The 21,008-nt window shown below is 51.9% G+C and carries 13 protein-coding genes, 1 tRNA gene and 3 rRNA genes; 9 read left to right on the top strand and 8 right to left on the bottom strand.

The window, feature by feature from the left end:
• Positions 1–7 precede the first annotated feature (7 nt).
• Both ACL2XO_RS04165 and cspE read right to left on the bottom strand, forming a co-directional pair.
• Positions 8–3,850, bottom strand: coding sequence for a dermonecrotic toxin domain-containing protein (locus tag ACL2XO_RS04165; protein WP_413742220.1), 3,843 nt, complete (start codon positions 3,848–3,850; stop codon positions 8–10).
• A gap of 315 nt (positions 3,851–4,165) precedes the next feature.
• Entirely contained in the window at positions 4,166–4,378 is a 213-nt protein-coding gene (gene cspE, locus ACL2XO_RS04160; protein ID WP_132923614.1) for a transcription antiterminator/RNA stability regulator CspE, read from the bottom strand.
• Between the two features lie 540 nt (positions 4,379–4,918).
• Here cspE and ACL2XO_RS04155 point away from each other — a divergent pair.
• The 4 genes from ACL2XO_RS04155 (at position 4,919) to ACL2XO_RS04140 (ending at position 9,093) form a co-directional block, all read left to right on the top strand.
• Positions 4,919–5,944 (top strand): amino acid ABC transporter substrate-binding protein, encoded by a 1,026-nt coding sequence (locus ACL2XO_RS04155; protein WP_132923615.1) that lies wholly within the window; start codon positions 4,919–4,921, stop codon positions 5,942–5,944.
• Positions 5,945–6,022: 78 nt separating this feature from the next.
• Positions 6,023–7,201 carry an amino acid ABC transporter permease gene (locus tag ACL2XO_RS04150; RefSeq protein ID WP_413742219.1) on the top strand — a complete coding sequence of 393 codons (1,179 nt, stop codon included), beginning with the start codon at positions 6,023–6,025 and terminating at the stop codon, positions 7,199–7,201.
• 15 nt (positions 7,202–7,216) lie between these two features.
• The gene (locus ACL2XO_RS04145; protein WP_132927894.1) at positions 7,217–8,323 is read left to right on the top strand and encodes an amino acid ABC transporter permease; all 1,107 of its coding nucleotides are present in this window, start codon (positions 7,217–7,219) and stop codon (positions 8,321–8,323) included.
• 8 nt (positions 8,324–8,331) lie between these two features.
• On the top strand, positions 8,332–9,093 hold the full coding sequence (locus ACL2XO_RS04140) for an amino acid ABC transporter ATP-binding protein (protein ID WP_132923617.1): 762 nt from the start codon (positions 8,332–8,334) through the stop codon (positions 9,091–9,093).
• 27 nt (positions 9,094–9,120) lie between these two features.
• Here ACL2XO_RS04140 and ACL2XO_RS04135 read toward each other — a convergent pair whose 3' ends face one another.
• Positions 9,121–10,293 (bottom strand): ROK family transcriptional regulator, encoded by a 1,173-nt coding sequence (locus ACL2XO_RS04135; protein ID WP_132923618.1) that lies wholly within the window; start codon positions 10,291–10,293, stop codon positions 9,121–9,123.
• A 262-nt stretch (positions 10,294–10,555) separates the two neighbouring features.
• Here ACL2XO_RS04135 and ACL2XO_RS04130 point away from each other — a divergent pair, with 262 nt between their 5' ends.
• The 5 genes from ACL2XO_RS04130 to ACL2XO_RS04110 are packed head-to-tail and all read left to right on the top strand — an operon-like array spanning position 10,556 to position 15,636.
• The gene (locus ACL2XO_RS04130) at positions 10,556–11,809 is read left to right on the top strand and encodes an extracellular solute-binding protein (protein ID WP_413726473.1); all 1,254 of its coding nucleotides are present in this window, start codon (positions 10,556–10,558) and stop codon (positions 11,807–11,809) included.
• A 10-nt stretch (positions 11,810–11,819) separates the two neighbouring features.
• Positions 11,820–12,722 (top strand): carbohydrate ABC transporter permease, encoded by a 903-nt coding sequence (locus ACL2XO_RS04125; protein ID WP_413726472.1) that lies wholly within the window; start codon positions 11,820–11,822, stop codon positions 12,720–12,722.
• Positions 12,719–13,558 (top strand): carbohydrate ABC transporter permease, encoded by an 840-nt coding sequence (locus tag ACL2XO_RS04120; protein WP_132923621.1) that lies wholly within the window; start codon positions 12,719–12,721, stop codon positions 13,556–13,558. Before ACL2XO_RS04125 ends, ACL2XO_RS04120 begins: the two co-directional genes overlap by 4 nt.
• Before the next feature lie 23 nt (positions 13,559–13,581).
• Positions 13,582–14,532, top strand: a complete 951-nt coding sequence (locus ACL2XO_RS04115; RefSeq protein ID WP_413742218.1) for a carbohydrate kinase family protein — start codon at positions 13,582–13,584, stop codon at positions 14,530–14,532.
• Positions 14,533–14,535: 3 nt separating this feature from the next.
• Positions 14,536–15,636 (top strand): ABC transporter ATP-binding protein, encoded by a 1,101-nt coding sequence (locus ACL2XO_RS04110; protein WP_413742217.1) that lies wholly within the window; start codon positions 14,536–14,538, stop codon positions 15,634–15,636.
• Positions 15,637–15,674: 38 nt separating this feature from the next.
• Here ACL2XO_RS04110 and ACL2XO_RS04105 read toward each other — a convergent pair whose 3' ends face one another.
• From ACL2XO_RS04105 to ACL2XO_RS04085, 5 genes are all read right to left on the bottom strand, one after another.
• The gene (locus ACL2XO_RS04105; RefSeq protein ID WP_413742216.1) at positions 15,675–17,282 is read right to left on the bottom strand and encodes a hypothetical protein; all 1,608 of its coding nucleotides are present in this window, start codon (positions 17,280–17,282) and stop codon (positions 15,675–15,677) included.
• Between the two features lie 183 nt (positions 17,283–17,465).
• Positions 17,466–17,581: ribosomal RNA gene (rrf, locus tag ACL2XO_RS04100) — 5S ribosomal RNA — on the bottom strand.
• Between the two features lie 35 nt (positions 17,582–17,616).
• Positions 17,617–17,692 (bottom strand) — tRNA-Thr (locus ACL2XO_RS04095).
• A gap of 59 nt (positions 17,693–17,751) precedes the next feature.
• Positions 17,752–17,867 (bottom strand): 5S ribosomal RNA (rrf, locus tag ACL2XO_RS04090).
• A 125-nt stretch (positions 17,868–17,992) separates the two neighbouring features.
• Positions 17,993–20,904, bottom strand: a 23S ribosomal RNA gene (locus ACL2XO_RS04085).
• Positions 20,905–21,008: the final 104 nt, after the last annotated feature.

Raw genomic sequence — 21,008 nt, 5'->3', positions numbered from 1 at the left:
GCAAATATCAGATTATTACCTTGCCGGTGAATATATCCTTAATGCGCCGGGCGCTTTTGGCGCGGCTGACACTAACGATAAGGACCGGGTTGCCCTTGAGATCATCGGCCGGTGTAATACTGACCACGTTCAGCGGAGTGCGTGGTTTTACCAGGATGTGATCGATAAGGAAACCGGTGCCGGCGATTTTTTTAGGCACATTTTTATCGAATATGACGATTATCTGATCCCCCCTGGTTTTGGAAAACTGCCTGGTCCAGCCCTCTTTCCAGCCCACGCAGTTAACGGGCAACGCGGAGGCAGACATAAACCCCTTATCCGCCACAATGTCGCCCTCCTGCACCGCCTGGCCGTAAACGCCGCGGGGATATTCAGCTACTCGAAAGGCGTAACCATTGAAATCATGCATTTTGTCATAGTCGGACAGCAGCTCGGCCGCCTCTTCATCAGCTGATAAAATTGCCGTATCCTTGGACCGGGTGCCGAACCGCAGCCAGTCATTGATAAAATCGCTGCCGGCCTCGGTGTATTCTTCCAGGGCGGAAGAGTAAATCTGTTTTTCCGCCAGACCGTACAGCAGTTTTGAATATTTTTCCATATACTCAGGCGCATTATGTAAGCTGGAATATTTATTCTTGAGTAATCCCTGCATGAGATGCACTTCTTTCTTTAAACTGTCTATGCCATCATGGGAAACATCAACATTAAGTGACCGTATCTCATTGAGGCTCGAAGTATACTTTCTTACATCATATGAAGAAATTTCCTTCAAGCTTACCTTGAGCCCTTGTATATCAGTGGTCCTGAAAAAGGTTTTATCCTTTACCAGAATAGCAATGTCCGAGACATCCCCGACATGTAAATTGATAGGATATCCTCTGTTTTTAAGCTGTACGGAAAATTCAACCGGTATTTCCTCAGAGTTCCAATACAAGTTTATATCTTTCCCCACTGGTTTTTTAAGACCGGCCAGCATAAAGCTCTCAGCCATAAACACATCGTTAGGTTTAAGTTTGAGAAAATCACTTTTTTGCATTCTGCCGATTTTTACTACGGTGCATTGCGCTGGTTTCATCTTAGCCAAGGCGGAATGGATATTTTCTATTTGTCGCAAAACATCCGAGTCAATAACCACCGGGCGATGCCTGGTAGACACGCGCTTATGCAAAGCCTCATTAACTTGTCGCATATTCTTGTATTGAAAGTCTGCCAACGCTTGCGTCTCATGAGCGTTCAGAGGCCGTGTATTTCTCATCTTTAATAGATCAGGCTTGATCAGCGCCTGACTGAATATTTCTCCAATGCGTTCCATGCGAGTAATCAGGTAAGACGGTTTATTATCGAGACTGAAATAAACCCGAGTCAGCTTATCCCCATGCCCATGCTCCCCTGGTTTGTATATAACAAAACCATTCTCAATATCTTCAACAGGAAAGTATCTATTAGAGAAAAGTATATATTTCTGATTATTAGCTCTATCTCTAAAAAAATTCCCATCCCTATCATATACAATAGCAGATTCGTTATAATCATATAAAGGATTTATTTCTATGTGCCTGGCTAAAATCCGCCTTACCTGCGGGGAAAATTGCGGGAGGCAAAGGCGGTTACCCACTATGCTGATTGACCTTGTTGTCTTACAAGGAATGGGATCAGTTAGGCGCAGCTTTTCCAAGTCAATTAACCGATATCGATTTAATTTCTTATTAAAGATGATGCCAATATTATTTTTTTCACCAAGGAAATAATAACCTGGATGTCCGGCAGGTTTTATTTGATAAACCGCGTTTTTAATCTTGAGGTACTGATCGCCCACTGCATCATGAAAAATACCGAAGTTATTGATTTTGGATAATGCTGAAGTTGATATATTCACTCCTTTGATATCGAGTTTATCAATATTTGTTAAGACATTTTTATGAAAAGTTATTTTATCATTTATCTCATCGCGGATTGAGTACAAAAAGTTTTTTTCAAACGAAAAAGCCTTCCCTGATGTTTGAGGCCCGGCTGAATCAATATGATACATTTCATTTTTCAGCTGCTCCGATACCGGCATACCCCCAAACCGAAACTCAGCGCCTTCATTATAAGCAATGGACATCCTTCCCTCCAGCAGTCCTCCCATGGCGATTAGCGCCACGTTTATACCATCGCCCAGCACCAAGCGTGCCGCCTCTTTTCTTTCTGGCTCATCATCGCCATTGACCATTTTGTCAATGTCCAGCCCCAAGGAAATAAAGGGAGTAACAGGATTAGGCAAAAGCATATTCATAATGGAAAAATATTTTATAGCCATATCCCTTCGCACCTCCGCATTGGATTTAATCAGACTGTCCGCGTCGCTCAATGCCCTGTTTTTCTGTTGCATAACGATAAACCGAACTAAATCATCCGTGATTTCATCACGTCTCCACCAGATCCTATCCAAGTAGTTTATCGCATCGGCATCTTCTCCAAAAAAATCAAGCCAGCTATTGACTCCATCAAGAAGAATTCCTTCCTGCCTGGTGTCAATTGAAAAATGGCCGGCAATAATTTCACGACTCCCTTTTTCCATGCAACTTTTTAAGAACCATGTTTTCATGGTTTCAAGCGTGTGAAAGTAAAAAATCCCCCCAGGCTTCTCTGGTACATACATACCGTAATGTTGAGAATCATCAAAACTAAATATAATGATATCAGTAGACTTAAAACCATTAATGTCGAATAAATATTTTTTTATGGCGGTTTTCATCTGGGGAACAAGACCAAAAGCCTGTAGAAATAAGCCGGCATACTTTTTATTAGATTGCGTTGGCTGGCTTATTTCTAAAAGAAATTGGGCTAAAAAGATATATTCCGGAATATCCGACTGCCAATATTTATTCAATTTATATATATATAAATTAAAAAAATCCATCTCTATGATAAGATTAGCCACGGTGGAAGGTTTGATCGGCACCTGATTCTCGCCGCCAAAGCATCCTGTGGGTAAGGTTGAAGCGTTATAAATACCCGTCATCTGATCGACAACATCCATATTGTCACGAGCATCTGCAGAGAAGTTGTACAGCACACACTCAGTCAACGTCCTTGACTCTATGGCTGTGGTGCTATCATGGCGCCACCCGGTCACCGAGGCGGGATCATTCTGCGCCGATGTGAACCGATGAAAATAGATTTTATCAGGGTCGAGAGACAAACCGGTTTTCTTGATTATCGCTTTTTTGATTTCATCAGCTGCCACTTTAAACAGATTAGGGTAGTTATTTTTATAAGCGTTTAAGAACGTCTTAATCGACTCGTATTTATTAAAATACTTAAAACTATTGGAAACCGTTAATGCAGGCTTTAAATCCATATCAATTTTTCTCAAGCCATCGACATCACTTTTGGATTTGCGAACTCCGTTATCTAAAATTATTTTATTTCTGTGACCTGCCTTGACGTGACTCTTTTTTTTACGACGGTTTAACCGCTCAGAGGTTAAATGTTTTTCATCTTTATTGTCGACGCTATAATAATAGATTGAATGCTGTTTTGGTATGATAGCAGTGGGATTATTTTTGACATTGACTATGGCAATAAGTTTTTTAGGAATGGGCAAATCATTACTTTCATTTAAATATAACTGTTTTGAAATCGTACTGGCCGACAATGAGGCTCCTTGAGACAGTTGAGCGGCATTGGTGAGCAATAATATTATTTTTAACCATAGCGATGCATTATCATATCTGGCCCTATGAGCAGGCATCTCAGACAAACGGTTGATAAATAACTGCTGTTGTTGATGAGAAGGTGCTTTTTGATTTTTATGATTATTGTATTCGCCGATATTTTTTCTATAAAAAAAGTTTGTTATACTCATTAATATTCACCAATATTAACTCTTTTTAATTAAAATAAGTTATTTTATAAGCAAAACGAGTATTGATTAGAATTAAATTTTCAATTAATGTCAACATTGATAATATTCCATATCTTATTATGATTTTTTTATAACCGATCATGGCGATAAGTGGGTGAGGGCGTTTAACGGATAACAAAATCATGTCGGTTTTCAAATAAAAAAACCCCGACAGAAGTCAGGGTCTTAAATTTTGCTATCAGGTAACTGCTATAGGGTCACAGCGTGCAGACTAAACGTCCGCGCTGGCCAAGCGGGTACTGACAATAGCGGGACTTACAGTGCGACAACGTTCGCAGCAGACGGGCCTTTCTGGCCTTTTTCGATCGTGAATTCTACACGTTGACCTTCGTCTAACGTTTTGAAATCATTGCTCTGGATAGCGGAAAAATGTACGAATACATCTTTGCTGCCGTCTTCAGGAGTGATAAAACCAAAACCTTTACCAGCGTCGAACCATTTTACTAAACCTTTCACTTTGTCAGACATAGATACTTCCTTCATAATTATTTGTGCCACATTGTGGCGATGAGGTCTGTTTATCAGGGATTACTTATGGTGGCACTTAAGAAGGAAATTCGTCGAAGAAGTGATGGTAGACTATCGCTTTTACTAGAACAACTTTACTAAAATGGCTTTCATAAATAGGTCTGCGCTACAAACCGTTGACACTATTAACTCATATCGACGCCTCGGATGCAAGCGTTATCCCGCATTGCCATCACAAGCGCTATCAAAAGTGCCGCTCAAATTGCATATTGCGCAAAATGTGAACAACATTCCCATATAATGGAACTCATTGCCGTAAAGTGGTGCATTGGCGCCGCCATTGCACCAAATAAGTGCTCGCTTGCCCCATAAAGGCCTGTTCCCATGTCCCAAACACCCGTGATGTCGCGGCAGACATGCGATTGCCGAATTGGCATCCCCTTTGCTATGAGGATACTGGCGATATGCCATTGACAGGACAGATGCGCGGCAAAAGTGCATCAAACCATTAGCTTTATTTTCGGCCTCACAGGATGCTTTATGAAAAAAATTATGATTTCCGCGTTAGCCGCCGCAGCAACCCTCTTTGCGATAGCTAACCAGGCACATGCGGGCACGACTTTGGATGCGGTTAAGAAAAAAGGTTTCGTACAATGCGGCATCAGCGACGGTTTGCCGGGCTTTTCCTACGCTGACGCCAGCGGCAAGTTTACCGGCGTGGACGTGGACGTTTGCCGGGCCGTTGCTTCTGCCGTTTTTGGTGATGACAGCAAAGTTAAATACACTCCCCTGACTGCCAAAGAGCGTTTCACCGCGCTGCAATCGGGCGAGGTGGATGTGCTCTCACGTAATACCACCTGGACCTCTTCCCGCGATGCGTCCATGGGCATTGTGTTTGCCGGCGTCAACTATTATGACGGCATCGGCTTTTTGACCAAAAAGAAAGCCGGGCTGAAAAGCGCCAAAGATCTGGATGGCGCAACCGTATGTCTGCAGTCCGGTACCGATACCGAGCTGAATGTCGCCGATTACTTTAAAGCCAATAAAATGCAGTATACCCCGCTGACATTCGACCGCTCCGACGAAACGGCCAAGGCGCTGGAATCCGGCCGCTGCGATACGCTCTCTTCCGATCAGTCGCAGCTTTATGCGCTGCGCATCAAACTGGGTAAACCCGATGATTATGTGGTCCTGCCGGAAGTGATCTCCAAAGAACCTTTAGGCCCGGTGGTCCGCCGCGGCGATGATGACTGGTTCGCCATTGTGAAATGGTCGCTGTACGCCATGCTGGACGCGGAAGAAATGGGCGTCAACTCCAAGAACGTCGATCAGATGCTCGCCACCCCCACCAATCCCGATATGGCCCATCTACTGGGTAAAGAAGGCAACTTCGGCGAACAGTTGAAACTGCCAAACGATTGGGCATACAAGATTGTCAAGCAAGTGGGCAACTACGGCGAAAGTTTTGAACGTAACGTCGGCCAGGGTAGCGAACTGAAAATCAAACGCGGCTTGAATGCCTTATGGAATCAGGGCGGTATCCAATACGCCCCGCCCGTACGTTAATTAAAACTGTCAATAGGCGGGAACACTGGCGCATGGCGCCAGTGTTTTTCCATCAGATTTATTTTCGGGGCTTTCCACATGCAACAACGCCAAACTGCAAAAGGCGCATTTTCCTTGACAAACCCTGCGGTACGCGCCTGGGTTTATCAGATCCTCGCGGTCGTGGTGTTATTTTCATTTGTCGGCTACATTCTGCACAATACCCTGACCAATTTACATCATCGCGGCATCACTTCCGGTTTTGGGTTTCTCAACGACGCCGCTGGTTTCGGCATCATACAACATCTGATTTCTTTTCAGGATGGCGATACTTACGGGCGAGTCTTTATTATCGGTTTGCTCAATACCCTGCTGGTTTCCGCGCTGGGGATCGTTTTTGCGTCAATCCTCGGATTTTTCCTCGGGCTGGCGAGGCTGTCCGATAACTGGCTGTTACGCAAACTTTCCACCATCTATGTCGAAACTTTCCGTAACATTCCGCTGTTGCTGCAGATATTTTTCTGGTATTTCGCCGTACTGCGTAATCTGCCCGGCCCCCGCCAGTCAATCAACGCCTTTGATATGATTTTCCTCAGCAATCGCGGCCTCTATATGCCCATGCCGCTCGCCGGCACTGGCGCCATTCCCACACTGTTGGCCGTAGTGATAGCCGTTGCGGTCTCGCTGGTGCTTTACCGGTTCAACCGCCGGCATCAGATGGCCACAGGCGAACTGCGGCGCAGCTGGCCGTGGATTATCATACTTATCCTGGGCCTGCCGGCACTGGCGCAGTTTATTTTCGGCGATGCCCTTCATTGGGATGTCCCTGCGCTCAGGGGCTTCAACTTCCGCGGCGGTATGGCGCTGATTCCCGAACTGGCGGCCCTGACGCTGGCGCTGTCCATTTACACCTCGAGTTTTATCGCCGAGATCATCCGCGCCGGCATTCAGTCGGTTCCCTATGGCCAGCATGAAGCGGCCCGATCGCTGGGATTACCAAATCCCGTCACGCTAAACCAGGTCATTTTGCCGCAGGCGCTGCGGGTGATCATTCCGCCGCTCACCAGCCAGTATTTAAACATTGTAAAAAACTCTTCGCTGGCGGCCGCCATCGGTTACCCGGATATGGTGTCTCTCTTTGCCGGTACGGTATTGAACCAAACCGGGCAGGCAATCGAAACCATCGCCATCACCATGTCGGTTTATTTGATTATCAGCCTGCTGATTTCGTTCTTGATGAACCTTTATAACCGGCGTAAAGCATTGGTTGAGCGCTAAGGGAAATCCATGACCATGACATTAACTCCCCATGAACCCGTAGCAACCCCGACGCGTAGCCGGCTGGGCCTGGCCCTGTTCTGGATACGGCAAAACCTGTTTTCCAGCGTTACCAACAGCATTCTGACACTGTTCTGTCTCTGGCTGCTTTGGGTGGTGGTACCGCCGTTGCTGAACTGGTTGATATTCCAGGCCAACTGGACCGGCGCGACCCGTAGCGACTGTACCCGTGACGGCGCATGCTGGGTGTTTATCCACGCTCGCTTCGGCCAGTTCATGTACGGTTTATATCCTATCGATCAGCGCTGGCGCATCAATCTTACCCTGGTGGTAGGGCTTCTGAGCCTGATACCGATATTCTGGAAAGCCATGCCCCGCCGCGGCCGTTACATCGTCTGCTGGGTGGTGGCATTCCCGCTTTTTACCTGGATCATGCTGTACGGCGGCTTTTTCGGCCTCAGCCGGGTTGAAACCCGCCAGTGGGGCGGCTTGACCTTGACTCTGATTATCGCCTCGGTGGGTATCGCCGGCGCCTTGCCCCTAGGCGTGCTGCTGGCCCTTGGCCGCCGGTCGAAAATGCCGGTGGTGAAGTGGTTTTCCATTGTTTTTATCGAGCTGTGGCGCGGCGTACCGCTGATTACCGTCCTGTTTATGTCCTCGGTGATGCTGCCGCTGTTCCTGTCGGAAGGCACCAATATCGATAAGCTTATCCGCGCACTGGTGGGCGTTATCATGTTCCAGTCCGCCTATGTGGCGGAAGTGGTGCGCGGCGGTTTGCAGGCGTTGCCGAAGGGACAGTATGAAGCGGCGGAATCCCTGGCCCTGGGTTATTGGAAAACCCAGGGATTGGTTATTTTGCCCCAGGCGCTGAAAATGGTCATCCCCAGTCTGGTCAACACCATTATCGAACTGTTCAAAGATACCAGTCTGGTGGTTATTATCGGTTTGTTCGATTTGTTCAGTAGCGTTCAACAGGCCACGGTTGACCCGGCCTGGCTGGGAATGTCCACGGAAGGATACGTCTTTGCCGCGCTCGTCTACTGGATTTTCTGTTTTGGCATGTCCCGCTATAGCCAGCATTTGGAAAGGCGTTTTCATACCGGGCATTCTTCCACGCATTGAGGTAACCCATGAGCGACAATAACGCCAACCCAAACGAACGATTGATGATTACGCTGGAAAACGTCAATAAATGGTTCGGCCAGTTCCATGTGCTGAAAGACATCAATCTACAGGTGAAATCCGGCGAACGTATCGTGTTGTGCGGTCCTTCCGGTTCAGGAAAGTCCACCACCATCAGGTGCATCAATCATCTGGAAGAGCATCAGCAGGGAACTATAGTGGTTGACGGTACCCTGCTGGATGACGATCTGCGCAATATCGAACGGGTGCGTACCGAAGTGGGCATGGTGTTCCAGCATTTTAACCTGTTTCCACACCTGACGGTGCTGCAGAATTGCACCCTGGCGCCGATCTGGGTGCGCAAAATGCCGAAAAAAGAAGCCGAAGAGCTGGCCATGCATTATCTGCAGCGGGTACACATCGTCGAGCACGCCAATAAGTTTCCCGGCCAGCTTTCCGGCGGTCAGCAGCAGCGGGTAGCCATAGCCCGCTCGTTGTGCATGAAGCCGAAAATCATGCTGTTCGATGAGCCTACCTCGGCGCTGGACCCGGAAATGGTGAAAGAAGTGCTGGATACCATGATTGGCCTGGCCAACGACGGTATGACCATGCTGTGCGTTACCCATGAAATGGGCTTTGCCCGCACGGTGGCCGACCGGGTGATCTTTATGGATCGCGGGGAGATCGTCGAACAAGCCCCGCCGGACGAATTCTTTACCCAGCCTAAATCCGAGCGCACCCGCGCGTTTCTGTCGCAGATACTTCATTGAGGCCGGTAGCCCGCGCGCAGCGGGCTTTTATTTCAGCAGCACTTCGTATTGCGGATTGAATTCATCGAATATCGGCAGGGCCGCGGCCCCCAGCGCTGCGGTATCGGTGCCGGTCATACCGATGCGCACCCGCTGTTCGTCACGGTATTTACTGCGCACCGAGCGCAATAGCGGATGCAGCCGCCGGACAATCTTTTCCACCAGCGGCTGAGGCATCTGGCCGCCGATGATCACCGTTTCGGCATCAAAAATACACTCGATAATATTGATACCCTGGCGGGTGGCCGGCAAGGCGGATTCAACCCAGCGATCGAAACAGGCCACGTCCACCTGCAGCAGATCCTCCGGCATGGCGGTCATCGGATCGAGCCCGCAGGCTTCATAGGCCGACTGCAGCGAAAGATAGCACTCCAGGCAGCCATGATTACCGCAGGCGCAAGGCCGGCCGTCCGGCTGTACCACCATATGGCCTACCTCGCCGGCGTTATGGGCATGGCCGGTGTAGATGTGGCCGTCGGTAAAAATGCCGGCCCCCAAGCCGGTTCCAATATAAAGATAAATAAAGGAATCCAGCTGCTTGGCCACGCCGTGGAAACGCTCGCCGATGGCCGCCACGGTAGCATCATTTTCCAGCGTGACCGGCAGGCCGGTGGCCGCCGACAGCTCTGCCGCAACATCAATATTTTCCCAGCCGTGCAGCGTTGTCGGCCCCTGGGACGAAATACCTTCCACTCCGAAAGGCCCCGGCATAACCACGCCGATGCCCAGCAATTTGCGCCAATCGATCACCTCTTGCTCTTTCATTTCCGCCAGTATTTGTTTAATCAAGACCAAGGTTGCACCCGGTTGGGGCTTTCGCACCAAACAAAGGCGTCTGAAACGGACGTTGCCGGTAAGATCCACCAGCACTACCAGCAGGGTTTGATGATCGAGATGGATACCGATGGAGTAGGCGCTATCGGGGTTTAATGTGATGGGAACCGCCGGTTGTCCTCGTCCCCCCACATGCCGCGGCAGATGAGATGACAGAATCCCCGCCTGCTGTAATTCCAGGACAATGTTGGACACCGTTTGCGGAGTCAGCGCCGTAAGACGCGCCAATTCCGCCCTGGTCAGTTCTCCCTGCAGCCGGATGGCTTCGATCACTACCCGGCGGTTATGGGCCCTGGCGTGTTCCAGATTGGTTCCTGAATTTCTCATTTGCTCCCTACCGCTCATCACCCGTAGCGCCAGTATGTGCATATGCTTTATAGCAATCAAATTGATTTAATTATTCCAGACGGCCTTTCCCGGCACGCCATTTGCTTAGCTATACCCATTAGATTTCGAGTTGCAGCTCGAAAGATGAAGGGTATCGGCGACAGGCATCACAGGACAAAGAGGTCCTTGTTGCTTTCGCCTATTAAAACAATCAAATTGATTTAATCCCCACCCCAACATTGGCTGTTTCCGGAGAGACGTTATGAATATAAAGAGAATGTGCCCCGCCCTGACCCTTTGTGCGCTATCAGTCCTCTCGCTGGGACTCTCGGCGCAAGCCCTGGCCAAAACCCAAATCAGCGCGTTGTTTATGACCCAGGCCGCCTACAGCGAAAATGACATTCGCGCCATGACCGCCGATTTCACCAAGCAGCATCCCGATATTGACGTCAATCTGGAGTTCGTGCCGTACGAAGCGTTGCACGACAAGATCGTTGCCGCCAGAGGCGCCGGAGGCAATGGCTACGATGTGGTGCTGTTTGACGCCATATGGCCGGCGGAATTTTATAAATTCGGCCTGCTGCAGGATGTGACCCCGCGCATTAACGGCGATGACAGCAAAAAGATCTTCTCCGGCGCCATGAGCACCGTCACCTATAAAGACAAAATTTGGGGCCTGCCGTGGATTCTGGACACCAAATATCTTTACTACAACAAGGCCATGCTCACCAAGGCCGGCATCACTACCCCGCCGCAAACCTGGGAGCAGGTGGAACAGCAGTCGGAAATCCTGAAACAAAAGGGCATCGTTAAATACCCCCTGGTCTGGAGCTGGTCACAGGCGGAAGCGCTGATTTGCGATTACACCACCCTGGTCCAGGCATTCGGCGGCGAATTTACCCAGCAGGGGAAATTCAATTTTACCAATCCCGGCGCCCTGAAAGCCGTCACCTATATGAAAGAAACGCTGGACAAAGGCCTGACCAACCCCAACTCGCGGGAATATCTGGAAGAGGACGTCCGTAAATCCTTCTCCAATGGCGATGCGGCTTTTGCGCTGAATTGGACCTATATGTACAACATGGCCAATGATCCCAAACAAAGCAAAGTGGCCGGGGATGTGGGCATTGTCCCGGCGCCGGGCGGCAAGGCGGGGGACGTTTCCGGCGTCAACGGCTCCATGGGGCTGGGTATCGCCAAGGCCAGCCAGCATCCTGAACAGGCCTGGCAGTATATTACCTACATGGTCTCACAGCCGGTGCAGGACAAATATGCCAAGCTGAGCCTTCCGGTATGGAAATCGTCCTATGACGACCCGGCGGTACAGCAAGGGCAGGAGCCGTTAATCGCCGCGGCGAAACAATCCCTGAATGTGATGTTGTCGCGCCCGGCCACCGATCAATATTCACAGCTCTCCAATATACTGCAGCAGAACCTGCAGCAGGTATTGCAAAACCAGGTGACGCCGGAGGCCGGCATGCAGGCGGCGACCAAGGCTGCGGATCGTTTGCACTAAGGATTGCTTCATGCTCAGTTTGCCGCAACGTGAGCGTCGTCAGGCATGGGTGCTGTTGGCACCCATGCTGGTGATGATGTTTTTACTGACCGCCTGGCCGCTGGCCCGCACCATCTGGCTGAGTTTTACCGATGCCGCGCTGATTGGGGGCGGGGCGGCGCCGCAGCCGGTGGGCTTCGACAATTATCTCTATGCCTTGACCGATCCCGATTTCCTCGCCGCCCTGGCGCGTACGCTCTATTTCACCGTCGTCTCGGTAGCGCTCGAAGGGGTGATAGGGGTATTGGTGGCATTGCTGCTGAATCAACAATTCCACGGCCGTAGCCTGTTGAGGGTCTTGGTGATATTACCCTGGGCGCTGCCCACCATTGTCAACGCCATGATGTGGCGGCTCAATTTCAACCCGGATTACGGCAGCATCAACGCCTTGCTGACCCAGCTCGGACTGATCGGGAGCTACCGCAGCTGGCTGGGCTCTCCCGACTCGGCCATGAATGCGGTGATGCTGGCCGATATTTGGAAAAATTATCCTTTGGTGACGCTACTGACACTGGCGGCGTTGCAATCTATTCCGGACGACTTATTCGAGGCGGCGCGCATTGACGGCGCATCCGCCTGGCGGCGCTTTCGCGCCATTACTTTCCCGGCCATTCTCGGCCCGCTGGGCGTAGCCCTGATATTGCGCACCATTGACGCGTTCAAGATTTTCGACATTATTTACGTGATGACCCGCGGCGGTCCGGTGGACAGCACCAAGACCCTGAGCTTTTTTGTCTATCAGGAGTCTTTCAGCTATTTGCGCGCCGGCAGCGGCGCCGCCTACGCCATATTGATGACCTTACTGTGCGGGATCCTGATCGCCATTTACATGCTGATGATCGCGCGACAGCGCCGACGGGGAATTGAGCAATGAAACGTTATATCAGGACAATGCTCCGCTATGGAGCGGCGCTGGTGCTGGCGATGTCCATTCTTGCCCCCTTGCTGTGGCTGTTTTTGATGAGCGTCAGCTCATCGGCGGATCTCGCCCGGATTCCCCTGGAGTGGATACCGCGCCAATGGGACTTCAGCCGCTACGGCCGGCTGTTGTCCCTTGAGCCGGGCCAGCCGGGAGACCTGTTTTTGCACGCTCTGGCCAATAGCATTATCACCGCAACCGGCGCCACGCTGATTTCATTGGCGCTGGCCATTCCGGCGGCGTTCAGCTTCTCCCGCTATCCGGGCCGCGACGGCTGGCTGATGGGCAGTCTGGCCATTTATATGGTGCCGCCGGTTGCCTTTGTGCTGCCGCTCTATTTTGTGCTGCAGCAGCTGTCGCTGCTGAATACCCACCTGGGACTCATTCTGGTGTATTGCTCGCTGATACTGCCGTTTCTGACCTGGATGCTGAAAAACCAGTTCGATGCCCTGCCACTGGATATTGAACAGGCGGCCCGACTGGACGGTCTGCGCTTCTGGCAGGTACTGCTGCGGATCACCCTGCCGCTGGCGAAACCGTCGCTGGCCGCCTCGGCGGTATTCGGCTGGCTGCTGGCCTGGGATGAGTTTTTTTACGCACTGCTGTTTACCAATAACATCCAGGCACAAACACTGCCGGTCACTATCGCCGGTTTTACCGCCGGCCGGGCCACCGACGACGGTTTGGTGGCCGCCGTCGGCATTCTGGCGTCGGTTCCGCCGCTGTTTATCGCCATTTGGCTGCAAAAATTCCTGGTAAGCGGTTTAACCAGCGGCGGCAGCAAAGGTTAATCACAGGACGATATCAATAGACTATGACTACATCCGCACCCGAGGCCACTTTATATGTAGTGGGCAATATCAATATCGACCTGATTATGGGTACGTTGCTTGAATGGCCCGCCCGCGGCACCGAGGCAATGCTCGAGCACAGCGCATTGCGTCCCGGCGGGTCGGCGGGCAACTGCGTGCTCGCCCTGGCGGCTTTGGGCACCAGGCACCGCGCGGTGGCCAATCAGGGCAACGATCATTTCGCCCGTTGGCTGGCGGACTATTTTGCCGACAGCGCGCCCTTTTGGCCGCGCTACGACTGTGAAACCTCGCTGACGGTGGGCATCACCCATCCCGATAACGAACGTACGTTTTTCAGCAACCAAGGGCACATCGTGCGGCTGTCGCAACAGGATGTCCTGCGGCAATTACCGCCGCAGGCGGCGCCGGGAGATATGGTATTGCTGTGCGGCACCTTTCTCTGCCTGCGCCTCTTCGACGAATATTCCGAGCTACTGGCGACATTACAGCGGCGCGGCTTTAAGGTGGCGGTGGATACCGGCTGGCCCCCTTCGGGCTGGAACAGCGAACTGCGCCAACGGATCCAGGGCTGGCTCAGCCGCTGCGATTATCTGCTGTTGAATGAAGTGGAGACCCTGGGGCTGGCGGACAGCGGCGACCTGGCGGCGGCGGGTCACTCCCTGGCACGGCGGCTGGCGCCAGGGGGCGCCTGCGTCATCAAATACGGTAGCCAGGGGGCGATGGTCTGCGACGGCCTTGAAATTTTTTCCTGCGGCGCGGAACCGGTACAGGTGGTGGATACCATTGGCGCCGGCGACAGCTTTAACGCCGGTTTCCTGAGCGCGCTGTTGTATGGTTTTAACCGCCGGCAGGCGCTCTATTGGGGCACCAGGGTCGCCGGACGGGCCATCAGCAGTTCGCCGCGCCAGTATCCTGACCGCGCCTCACTTCAATCTTTTGCCGGGAAGGAGTAGTCCATGGCGAGCGTAGAATTAGTCAAAGTCGCCAAACGTTATGGCAAACATGCCGTGCTGCATCCGCTGGATCTGAAAATCCCTGACGGCAGCTTTACGGTTCTGGTGGGCCCCTCCGGCTGTGGTAAATCGACTTTGCTGCGTCTACTGGCCGGGCTGGACACGGTGTCCGACGGTGATATTTTTATTGATAGCCAGCAAATAAATAATCTCGATCCCGCCGATCGGGATATCGCCATGGTGTTCCAAAGCTATGCCCTCTACCCCCATCTTACCGTGGCGGAGAATCTGGCGTTTCATATGCAGGTTAAGAAAGTACCCCGCGAGGAGCAGCACGGTAAAGTACAGCAGGTGGCCCGCATGCTGGGTATCGAACCGTTGTTGCGGCGCTTGCCCAAGGCCTTGTCCGGCGGCCAGCGCCAGCGGGTCGCCATGGGGCGGGCTATGGTGCGTAATCCCCGGGTATTCTTGTTTGACGAGCCGCTGTCCAACCTTGATGCCCAACTGCGCATGGAGTTACGGGCTGAAATCAAATCCCTGCATCAGCAGTTGAAAACCACCACGGTGTATGTCACTCACGATCAGGTCGAGGCCATGACCCTGGCGGACCAAATCGTCGTGATGAAGGAGGGCAGTATTGTCCAGCAGGGGCAACCGCTGGAGATTTACGACCGGCCGGTGAATACCTTTGTCGCGCGTTTTATCGGCTCTCCGCCCATGAACCTGCTGAACGGCCTGACGGAAATTCGCGATGGCGTGCCAGGCGTGAAATGCGGCGAACTGTGGTTTCCTTTGCCGGCAAAATGGCATGCCGCCGCACGCCAGCAGGGAAGTTCGCCGGTGACGCTGGGTATCCGTCCCCATGATTTCATGCAGGTAGCCGCCTCTTCACAGCCGCCCGCCACGCTTCGGCTACAGGAAATCACCGGCGAAACCAGCTTGCTCCACGTGGACTGGGGCGGATTTCCGCTGCATGTTCAGTTCGCCGGCCGATTAAATAACCCGCCGGGCCAGCCCTTGTGGCTGGAGGTGAAGGCGCAGAGCCTTCACCTGTTTGACACTGCCAGCGGTCAGCGGCTTACGGAAAATCATGCCGGCGCGTGACATCATGCCAGACATTCTTTACTGTCTGTCAAAAACCCTTAATCAATTTCGGGGAAAGCCGGCCTGTTTCGCGTTGACGCAACAGTGCTGGTGCCCATGAAATTTCGCACCGCGCTTACCTGCTGGCCGATAGCCGAAGCGGCATGTTTAAAGCGGCCACCTGAGCGGTGATCCAACCCAGCATATAAGCCGCCGGCCATGCCGCCGGTATAGGCGCCAAACCACTCGCCAAGGCCCGCACTGACTTCGCCATTTGTCGTTCTATCCCTTTTCGGATTAGTCCGTTGCGCATCAGGCTTTGTTTTGCCTAATCGGCTATCGACATGGACAATCGAGGGAGATTTTTCTGCCAACTTATCTTTTTCGATAAATGCCGCATCGTTACCCATCGTAAAAGCGCTTCTCTGACTGTAGGCCGGGGCGACGGCATCCTGGAGCCAAAACCGCCAATAGGCATTGACCAACCCCGTCACGTAGCTTTCGTCATGTTTGCTTAGGTCGGCGCTGCGGAACAGCCTGTTATCACCCGCTGCGGAACGTTCTCCATCTGGCTGGGCCGGGAAGATATCCGGCAGCCAAAAGCGCCAGTAGGCATGTATACCCGCCGTGGCTAAGTCCGCCCCCTTTTCAGCTAGCATATCCACTTCCCTGCCAACCATAGCGCCGTGGAATGCACCGCTTCCGGCCATTTCACCTATTTTCGAACTGCCTTCGATTGTCCCATTAATATCAATTCCAGCGTTCGAGCCGGCCATAGCTCCTGCATAACTTGCCTCTGAGACCTTACAATCCTGTTGCTTTGCCAGCTTTTGTACCTTGGCAACGCTTACTCCCACCCCATTAGCGCAGGCCATGCCGGTTTCGGTACCTTTTTCTCGGCTTTTATAAAAACTTAACTTCATTGCAAGCCATGTGGCTTTCAAGTTAGCGCCATTAAATTTAGCAGATACCCCCGCAATAAAGCCTGCAGCAGCGTTTTGCACCGGCTTTGCTTTATTAGATGCCCAGGAACCTATCATTATAGCTGCCCAATCTTTTTTGTCGGCGTTACAAGCGCGCCACAAAACGTACAAAACATACACAACGATACTCGCTATTATCAACGGCGGAAAAGATAAACTGAACGTTCCCGCCACCGCTATTCCCGTGAGTATAACCGTGGACAATACCATTAAGATCAATGGGGTGGCTTTCTTTATTTTTTCTGTAATGATCTTTATTTTGGCATTGGCGGGTTTATTGGCATTTTTCGTTGCCGGCTCGGTTTTGACAATATTTACTGGCGCATTTGCTGGGTTACACTTTGATGTTGCCGATTGCCCATCCGCTGAGTCGACTCCATCGCTTGGGGCGGCAATGCTAAAAATAGGGATTTTGCCCCCCATCTCGAGAAGCGCAGGGCTTTGGACCAGGCCATTTTTGCCGGGAAATGAGTTCGATGATAAACCAGAATTGCCGGTAAATGTTAAATTCCGATTTCCCGCTGACTTCACCGCTGTCCCAACGCCTTGGCATTGTGTGTCGGATAAATGAGATAAAACATCGGATGATTTCCCGCTATTACAGGATAGTATTGAACATGTCATGGCAGGTGCCTCCTGATTTTTATCGCCATGATAAGCAGGAATGGCAAAGAGGACTTTCATAAATCGACGAAATGATAATTATTCGTAGACTATTTTTAACTGGCCGTCGCCTTCGGCTTCGTTCAACCGGCTTTGCCGGTTGCCCTACTCTGCCTTTTATACGAACTGACCGAGTAGCGAACCGCCAGTTTGACGCATATGAAAAAGCCCTCTGTTTTCACAGAGGGCTTCGTTCAATTGGATGCCTGGCAGTTCCCTACTCTCGCATGGGGAGACCCCACACTACCATCGGCGCTACGGCGTTTCACTGCTGAGTTCGGCATGGGGTCAGGTGGGACCACCGCGCTAGTGCCGCCAGGCAAATTCTTTATTTGCCGAACTCCGCCATATTAACTGGTGCTGATACCCAGAGTCGAACTGGGGACCTCACCCTTACCAAGGGTGCGCTCTACCAACTGAGCCATATCAGCGCTCTAAGCTTTTATTGACCACACCTCTCGTTACACTCGAGGTATCGGCCTTAATGGATGCCTGGCAGTTCCCTACTCTCGCATGGGGAGACCCCACACTACCATCGGCGCTACGGCGTTTCACTACTGAGTTCGGCATGGGATCAGGTGGGACCACCGCGCTAGTGCCGCCAGGCAAATTCGCTATCCAACCGTCATCTTTTACTGATGACCATTGGCCTTTATCCGGAACAGTCGCTGAAAATTCTCTCATCGCCCTTGCGGACAACGCTCTCACAGCTCAAACACCTTAGGTGTTGTAAGGTTAAGTCTCACGGGTCATTAGTATCGGTTAGCTCAACGCATCGCTGCGCTTACACACCCGACCTATCAACGTCATCGTCTTTAACGTCCCTTCAGGTGGCTTAAAGCCACAGGGAAGACTCATCTCGAGGCAAGTTTCCCGCTTAGATGCTTTCAGCGGTTATCTCTTCCGCACGTAGCTACCGGGCAATGCCATTGGCATGACAACCCGAACACCAGTGGTGCGTCCACTCCGGTCCTCTCGTACTAGGAGCAGCCCCTCTCAATCTTCCAACGCCCACGGCAGATAGGGACCGAACTGTCTCACGACGTTCTAAACCCAGCTCGCGTACCACTTTAAATGGCGAACAGCCATACCCTTGGGACCTACTTCAGCCCCAGGATGTGATGAGCCGACATCGAGGTGCCAAACACCGCCGTCGATATGAACTCTTGGGCGGTATCAGCCTGTTATCCCCGGAGTACCTTTTATCCGTTGAGCGATGGCCCTTCCATTCAGAACCACCGGATCACTAAGACCTGCTTTCGCACCTGCTCGAGCCGTCACTCTCGCAGTCAAGCTAGCTTATGCCTTTGCACTAACCTCACGATGTCCGACCGTGATTAGCTAACCTTCGTGCTCCTCCGTTACTCTTTAGGAGGAGACCGCCCCAGTCAAACTACCCACCAGACACTGTCCTCGACCCGGATTACGGGCCGGAGTTAGAACATCAAACATTAAAGGGTGGTATTTCAAGGTTGGCTCCATAAGGACTGGCGTCCCTACTTCTAAGCCTCCCACCTATCCTACACATCAAGGCTCAATGTTCAGTGTCAAGCTATAGTAAAGGTTCACGGGGTCTTTCCGTCTTGCCGCGGGTACACTGCATCTTCACAGCGAGTTCAATTTCACTGAGTCTCGGGTGGAGACAGCCTGGCCATCATTACGCCATTCGTGCAGGTCGGAACTTACCCGACAAGGAATTTCGCTACCTTAGGACCGTTATAGTTACGGCCGCCGTTTACCGGGGCTTCGATCAAGAGCTTCTCCTTGCGGATAACCCCATCAATTAACCTTCCGGCACCGGGCAGGCGTCACACCGTATACGTCCACTTTCGTGTTTGCACAGTGCTGTGTTTTTAATAAACAGTTGCAGCCAGCTGGTATCTGCGACTGGCTTCAGCTCGGGAAGCAAGTTCCTCCACCTAATGCCAGCGTGCCTTCTCCCGAAGTTACGGCACCATTTTGCCTAGTTCCTTCACCCGAGTTCTCTCAAGCGCCTCGGTATTCTCTACCTGACCACCTGTGTCGGTTTGGGGTACGATTCGATGTGACCTGGTGCTTAGAGGCTTTTCCTGGAAGCGTAGCATCAACCCCTTCACCACCGTAGTGGCTCGTCATCACGCCTCAGTGTTACAAGAGAACGGATTTTCCTGTCCTCTCCACCTGCACGCTTGAACCGGGACAACCGTCGCCCGGCCGGTCTAGCTTTCTCCGTCCCCCCTTCGCAGTCACACCCAGTACAGGAATATTAACCTGTTTCCCATCGACTACGCCTTTCGGCCTCGCCTTAGGGGTCGACTCACCCTGCTCCGATTAACGTTGAACAGGAACCCTTGGTCTTCCGGCGAGCGGGCTTTTCACCCGCTTTATCGTTACTTATGTCAGCATTCGCACTTCTGATACCTCCAGCAACCCTCACAGGCCACCTTCTCAGGCTTACAGAACGCTCCCCTACCCAACAATACCCGAAGGTATCGCTGCCGCGGCTTCGGTGCATGGTTTAGCCCCGTTACATCTTCCGCGCAGGCCGACTCGACCAGTGAGCTATTACGCTTTCTTTAAATGATGGCTGCTTCTAAGCCAACATCCTGGCTGTCTATGCCTTCCCACATCGTTTCCCACTTAACCATGACTTTGGGACCTTAGCCGGCGGTCTGGGTTGTTTCCCTCTTCACGACGGACGTTAGCACCCGCCGTGTGTCTCCCGTGATAACATTCTTCGGTATTCGCAGTTTGCATCGGGTTGGTAATCCGGGGTGGACCCCTAGCCGAAACAGTGCTCTACCCCCGAAGATGAATTCACGAGGCGCTACCTAAATAGCTTTCGGGGAGAACCAGCTATCTCCCGGTTTGATTGGCCTTTCACCCCCAGCCACAAGTCATCCGCTAATTTTTCAACATTAGTCGGTTCGGTCCTCCAGTTAGTGTTACCCAACCTTCAACCTGCCCATGGCTAGATCACCGGGTTTCGGGTCTATACCCTGCAACTACACGCCCAGTTAAGACTCGGTTTCCCTACGGCTCCCCTATTCGGTTAACCTTGCTACAGAATATAAGTCGCTGACCCATTATACAAAAGGTACGCAGTCACCCCAATTTCTCAAGGCTCCCACTGCTTGTACGTACACGGTTTCAGGTTCTGTTTCACTCCCCTCGCCGGGGTTCTTTTCGCCTTTCCCTCACGGTACTGGTTCACTATCGGTCAGTCAGGAGTATTTAGCCTTGGAGGATGGTCCCCCCATCTTCAGACAGGATATCACGTGTCCCGCCCTACTCATCGAACCCACAACTCCTGCACCTTCGGATACGGGGCTATCACCCTCTGTCGCCGGACTTTCCAGACCGTTCTCCTGATGCAAAAGCTGATGGTGGTTCTGGGCTGTTCCCCGTTCGCTCGCCGCTACTGGGGGAATCTCGGTTGATTTCTTTTCCTCGGGGTACTGAGATGTTTCAGTTCCCCCGGTTCGCCTCATTGCGCTATGGATTCACGCAATGATAGTGCAACGAATTGCACTGGGTTTCCCCATTCGGACATCGCCGGCTAATAACGCTTCATATCAGCTTACCGACGCTTTTCGCAGATTAGCACGTCCTTCATCGCCTCTGACTGCCTAGGCATCCACCGTGTACGCTTAGTCACTTAACCTCACAACCCTAAAGTGTTTGTTCTGTCCGACCGGCTGCACAAATACATGGCCGCGTTGCTCCGGTACTCGAAATCCTCATGGACATACAGTCCACTCCGGTTTC

The organism is Sodalis sp. RH15 (assembly GCF_047324255.1).
Lineage (GTDB): Bacteria > Pseudomonadota > Gammaproteobacteria > Enterobacterales > Enterobacteriaceae > Acerihabitans > Acerihabitans ligni.
The sequence above is the reverse complement of the archived record's forward strand: the minus strand, read 5'-3'. Positions and strand labels throughout refer to the sequence as shown.

Coding starts and splice junctions, on each gene's coding strand:
- ACL2XO_RS04165 (WP_413742220.1), bottom strand. CDS start 3,850: ATGAGTATAACAAACTTTTTTTATAGAAAAAATATCGGCGAATACAAT.
- cspE (WP_132923614.1), bottom strand. CDS start 4,378: ATGTCTGACAAAGTGAAAGGTTTAGTAAAATGGTTCGACGCTGGTAAA.
- ACL2XO_RS04155 (WP_132923615.1), top strand. CDS start 4,919: ATGAAAAAAATTATGATTTCCGCGTTAGCCGCCGCAGCAACCCTCTTT.
- ACL2XO_RS04150 (WP_413742219.1), top strand. CDS start 6,023: ATGCAACAACGCCAAACTGCAAAAGGCGCATTTTCCTTGACAAACCCT.
- ACL2XO_RS04145 (WP_132927894.1), top strand. CDS start 7,217: ATGACATTAACTCCCCATGAACCCGTAGCAACCCCGACGCGTAGCCGG.
- ACL2XO_RS04140 (WP_132923617.1), top strand. CDS start 8,332: ATGAGCGACAATAACGCCAACCCAAACGAACGATTGATGATTACGCTG.
- ACL2XO_RS04135 (WP_132923618.1), bottom strand. CDS start 10,293: ATGAGAAATTCAGGAACCAATCTGGAACACGCCAGGGCCCATAACCGC.
- ACL2XO_RS04130 (WP_413726473.1), top strand. CDS start 10,556: ATGAATATAAAGAGAATGTGCCCCGCCCTGACCCTTTGTGCGCTATCA.
- ACL2XO_RS04125 (WP_413726472.1), top strand. CDS start 11,820: ATGCTCAGTTTGCCGCAACGTGAGCGTCGTCAGGCATGGGTGCTGTTG.
- ACL2XO_RS04120 (WP_132923621.1), top strand. CDS start 12,719: ATGAAACGTTATATCAGGACAATGCTCCGCTATGGAGCGGCGCTGGTG.
- ACL2XO_RS04115 (WP_413742218.1), top strand. CDS start 13,582: ATGACTACATCCGCACCCGAGGCCACTTTATATGTAGTGGGCAATATC.
- ACL2XO_RS04110 (WP_413742217.1), top strand. CDS start 14,536: ATGGCGAGCGTAGAATTAGTCAAAGTCGCCAAACGTTATGGCAAACAT.
- ACL2XO_RS04105 (WP_413742216.1), bottom strand. CDS start 17,282: ATGAAAGTCCTCTTTGCCATTCCTGCTTATCATGGCGATAAAAATCAG.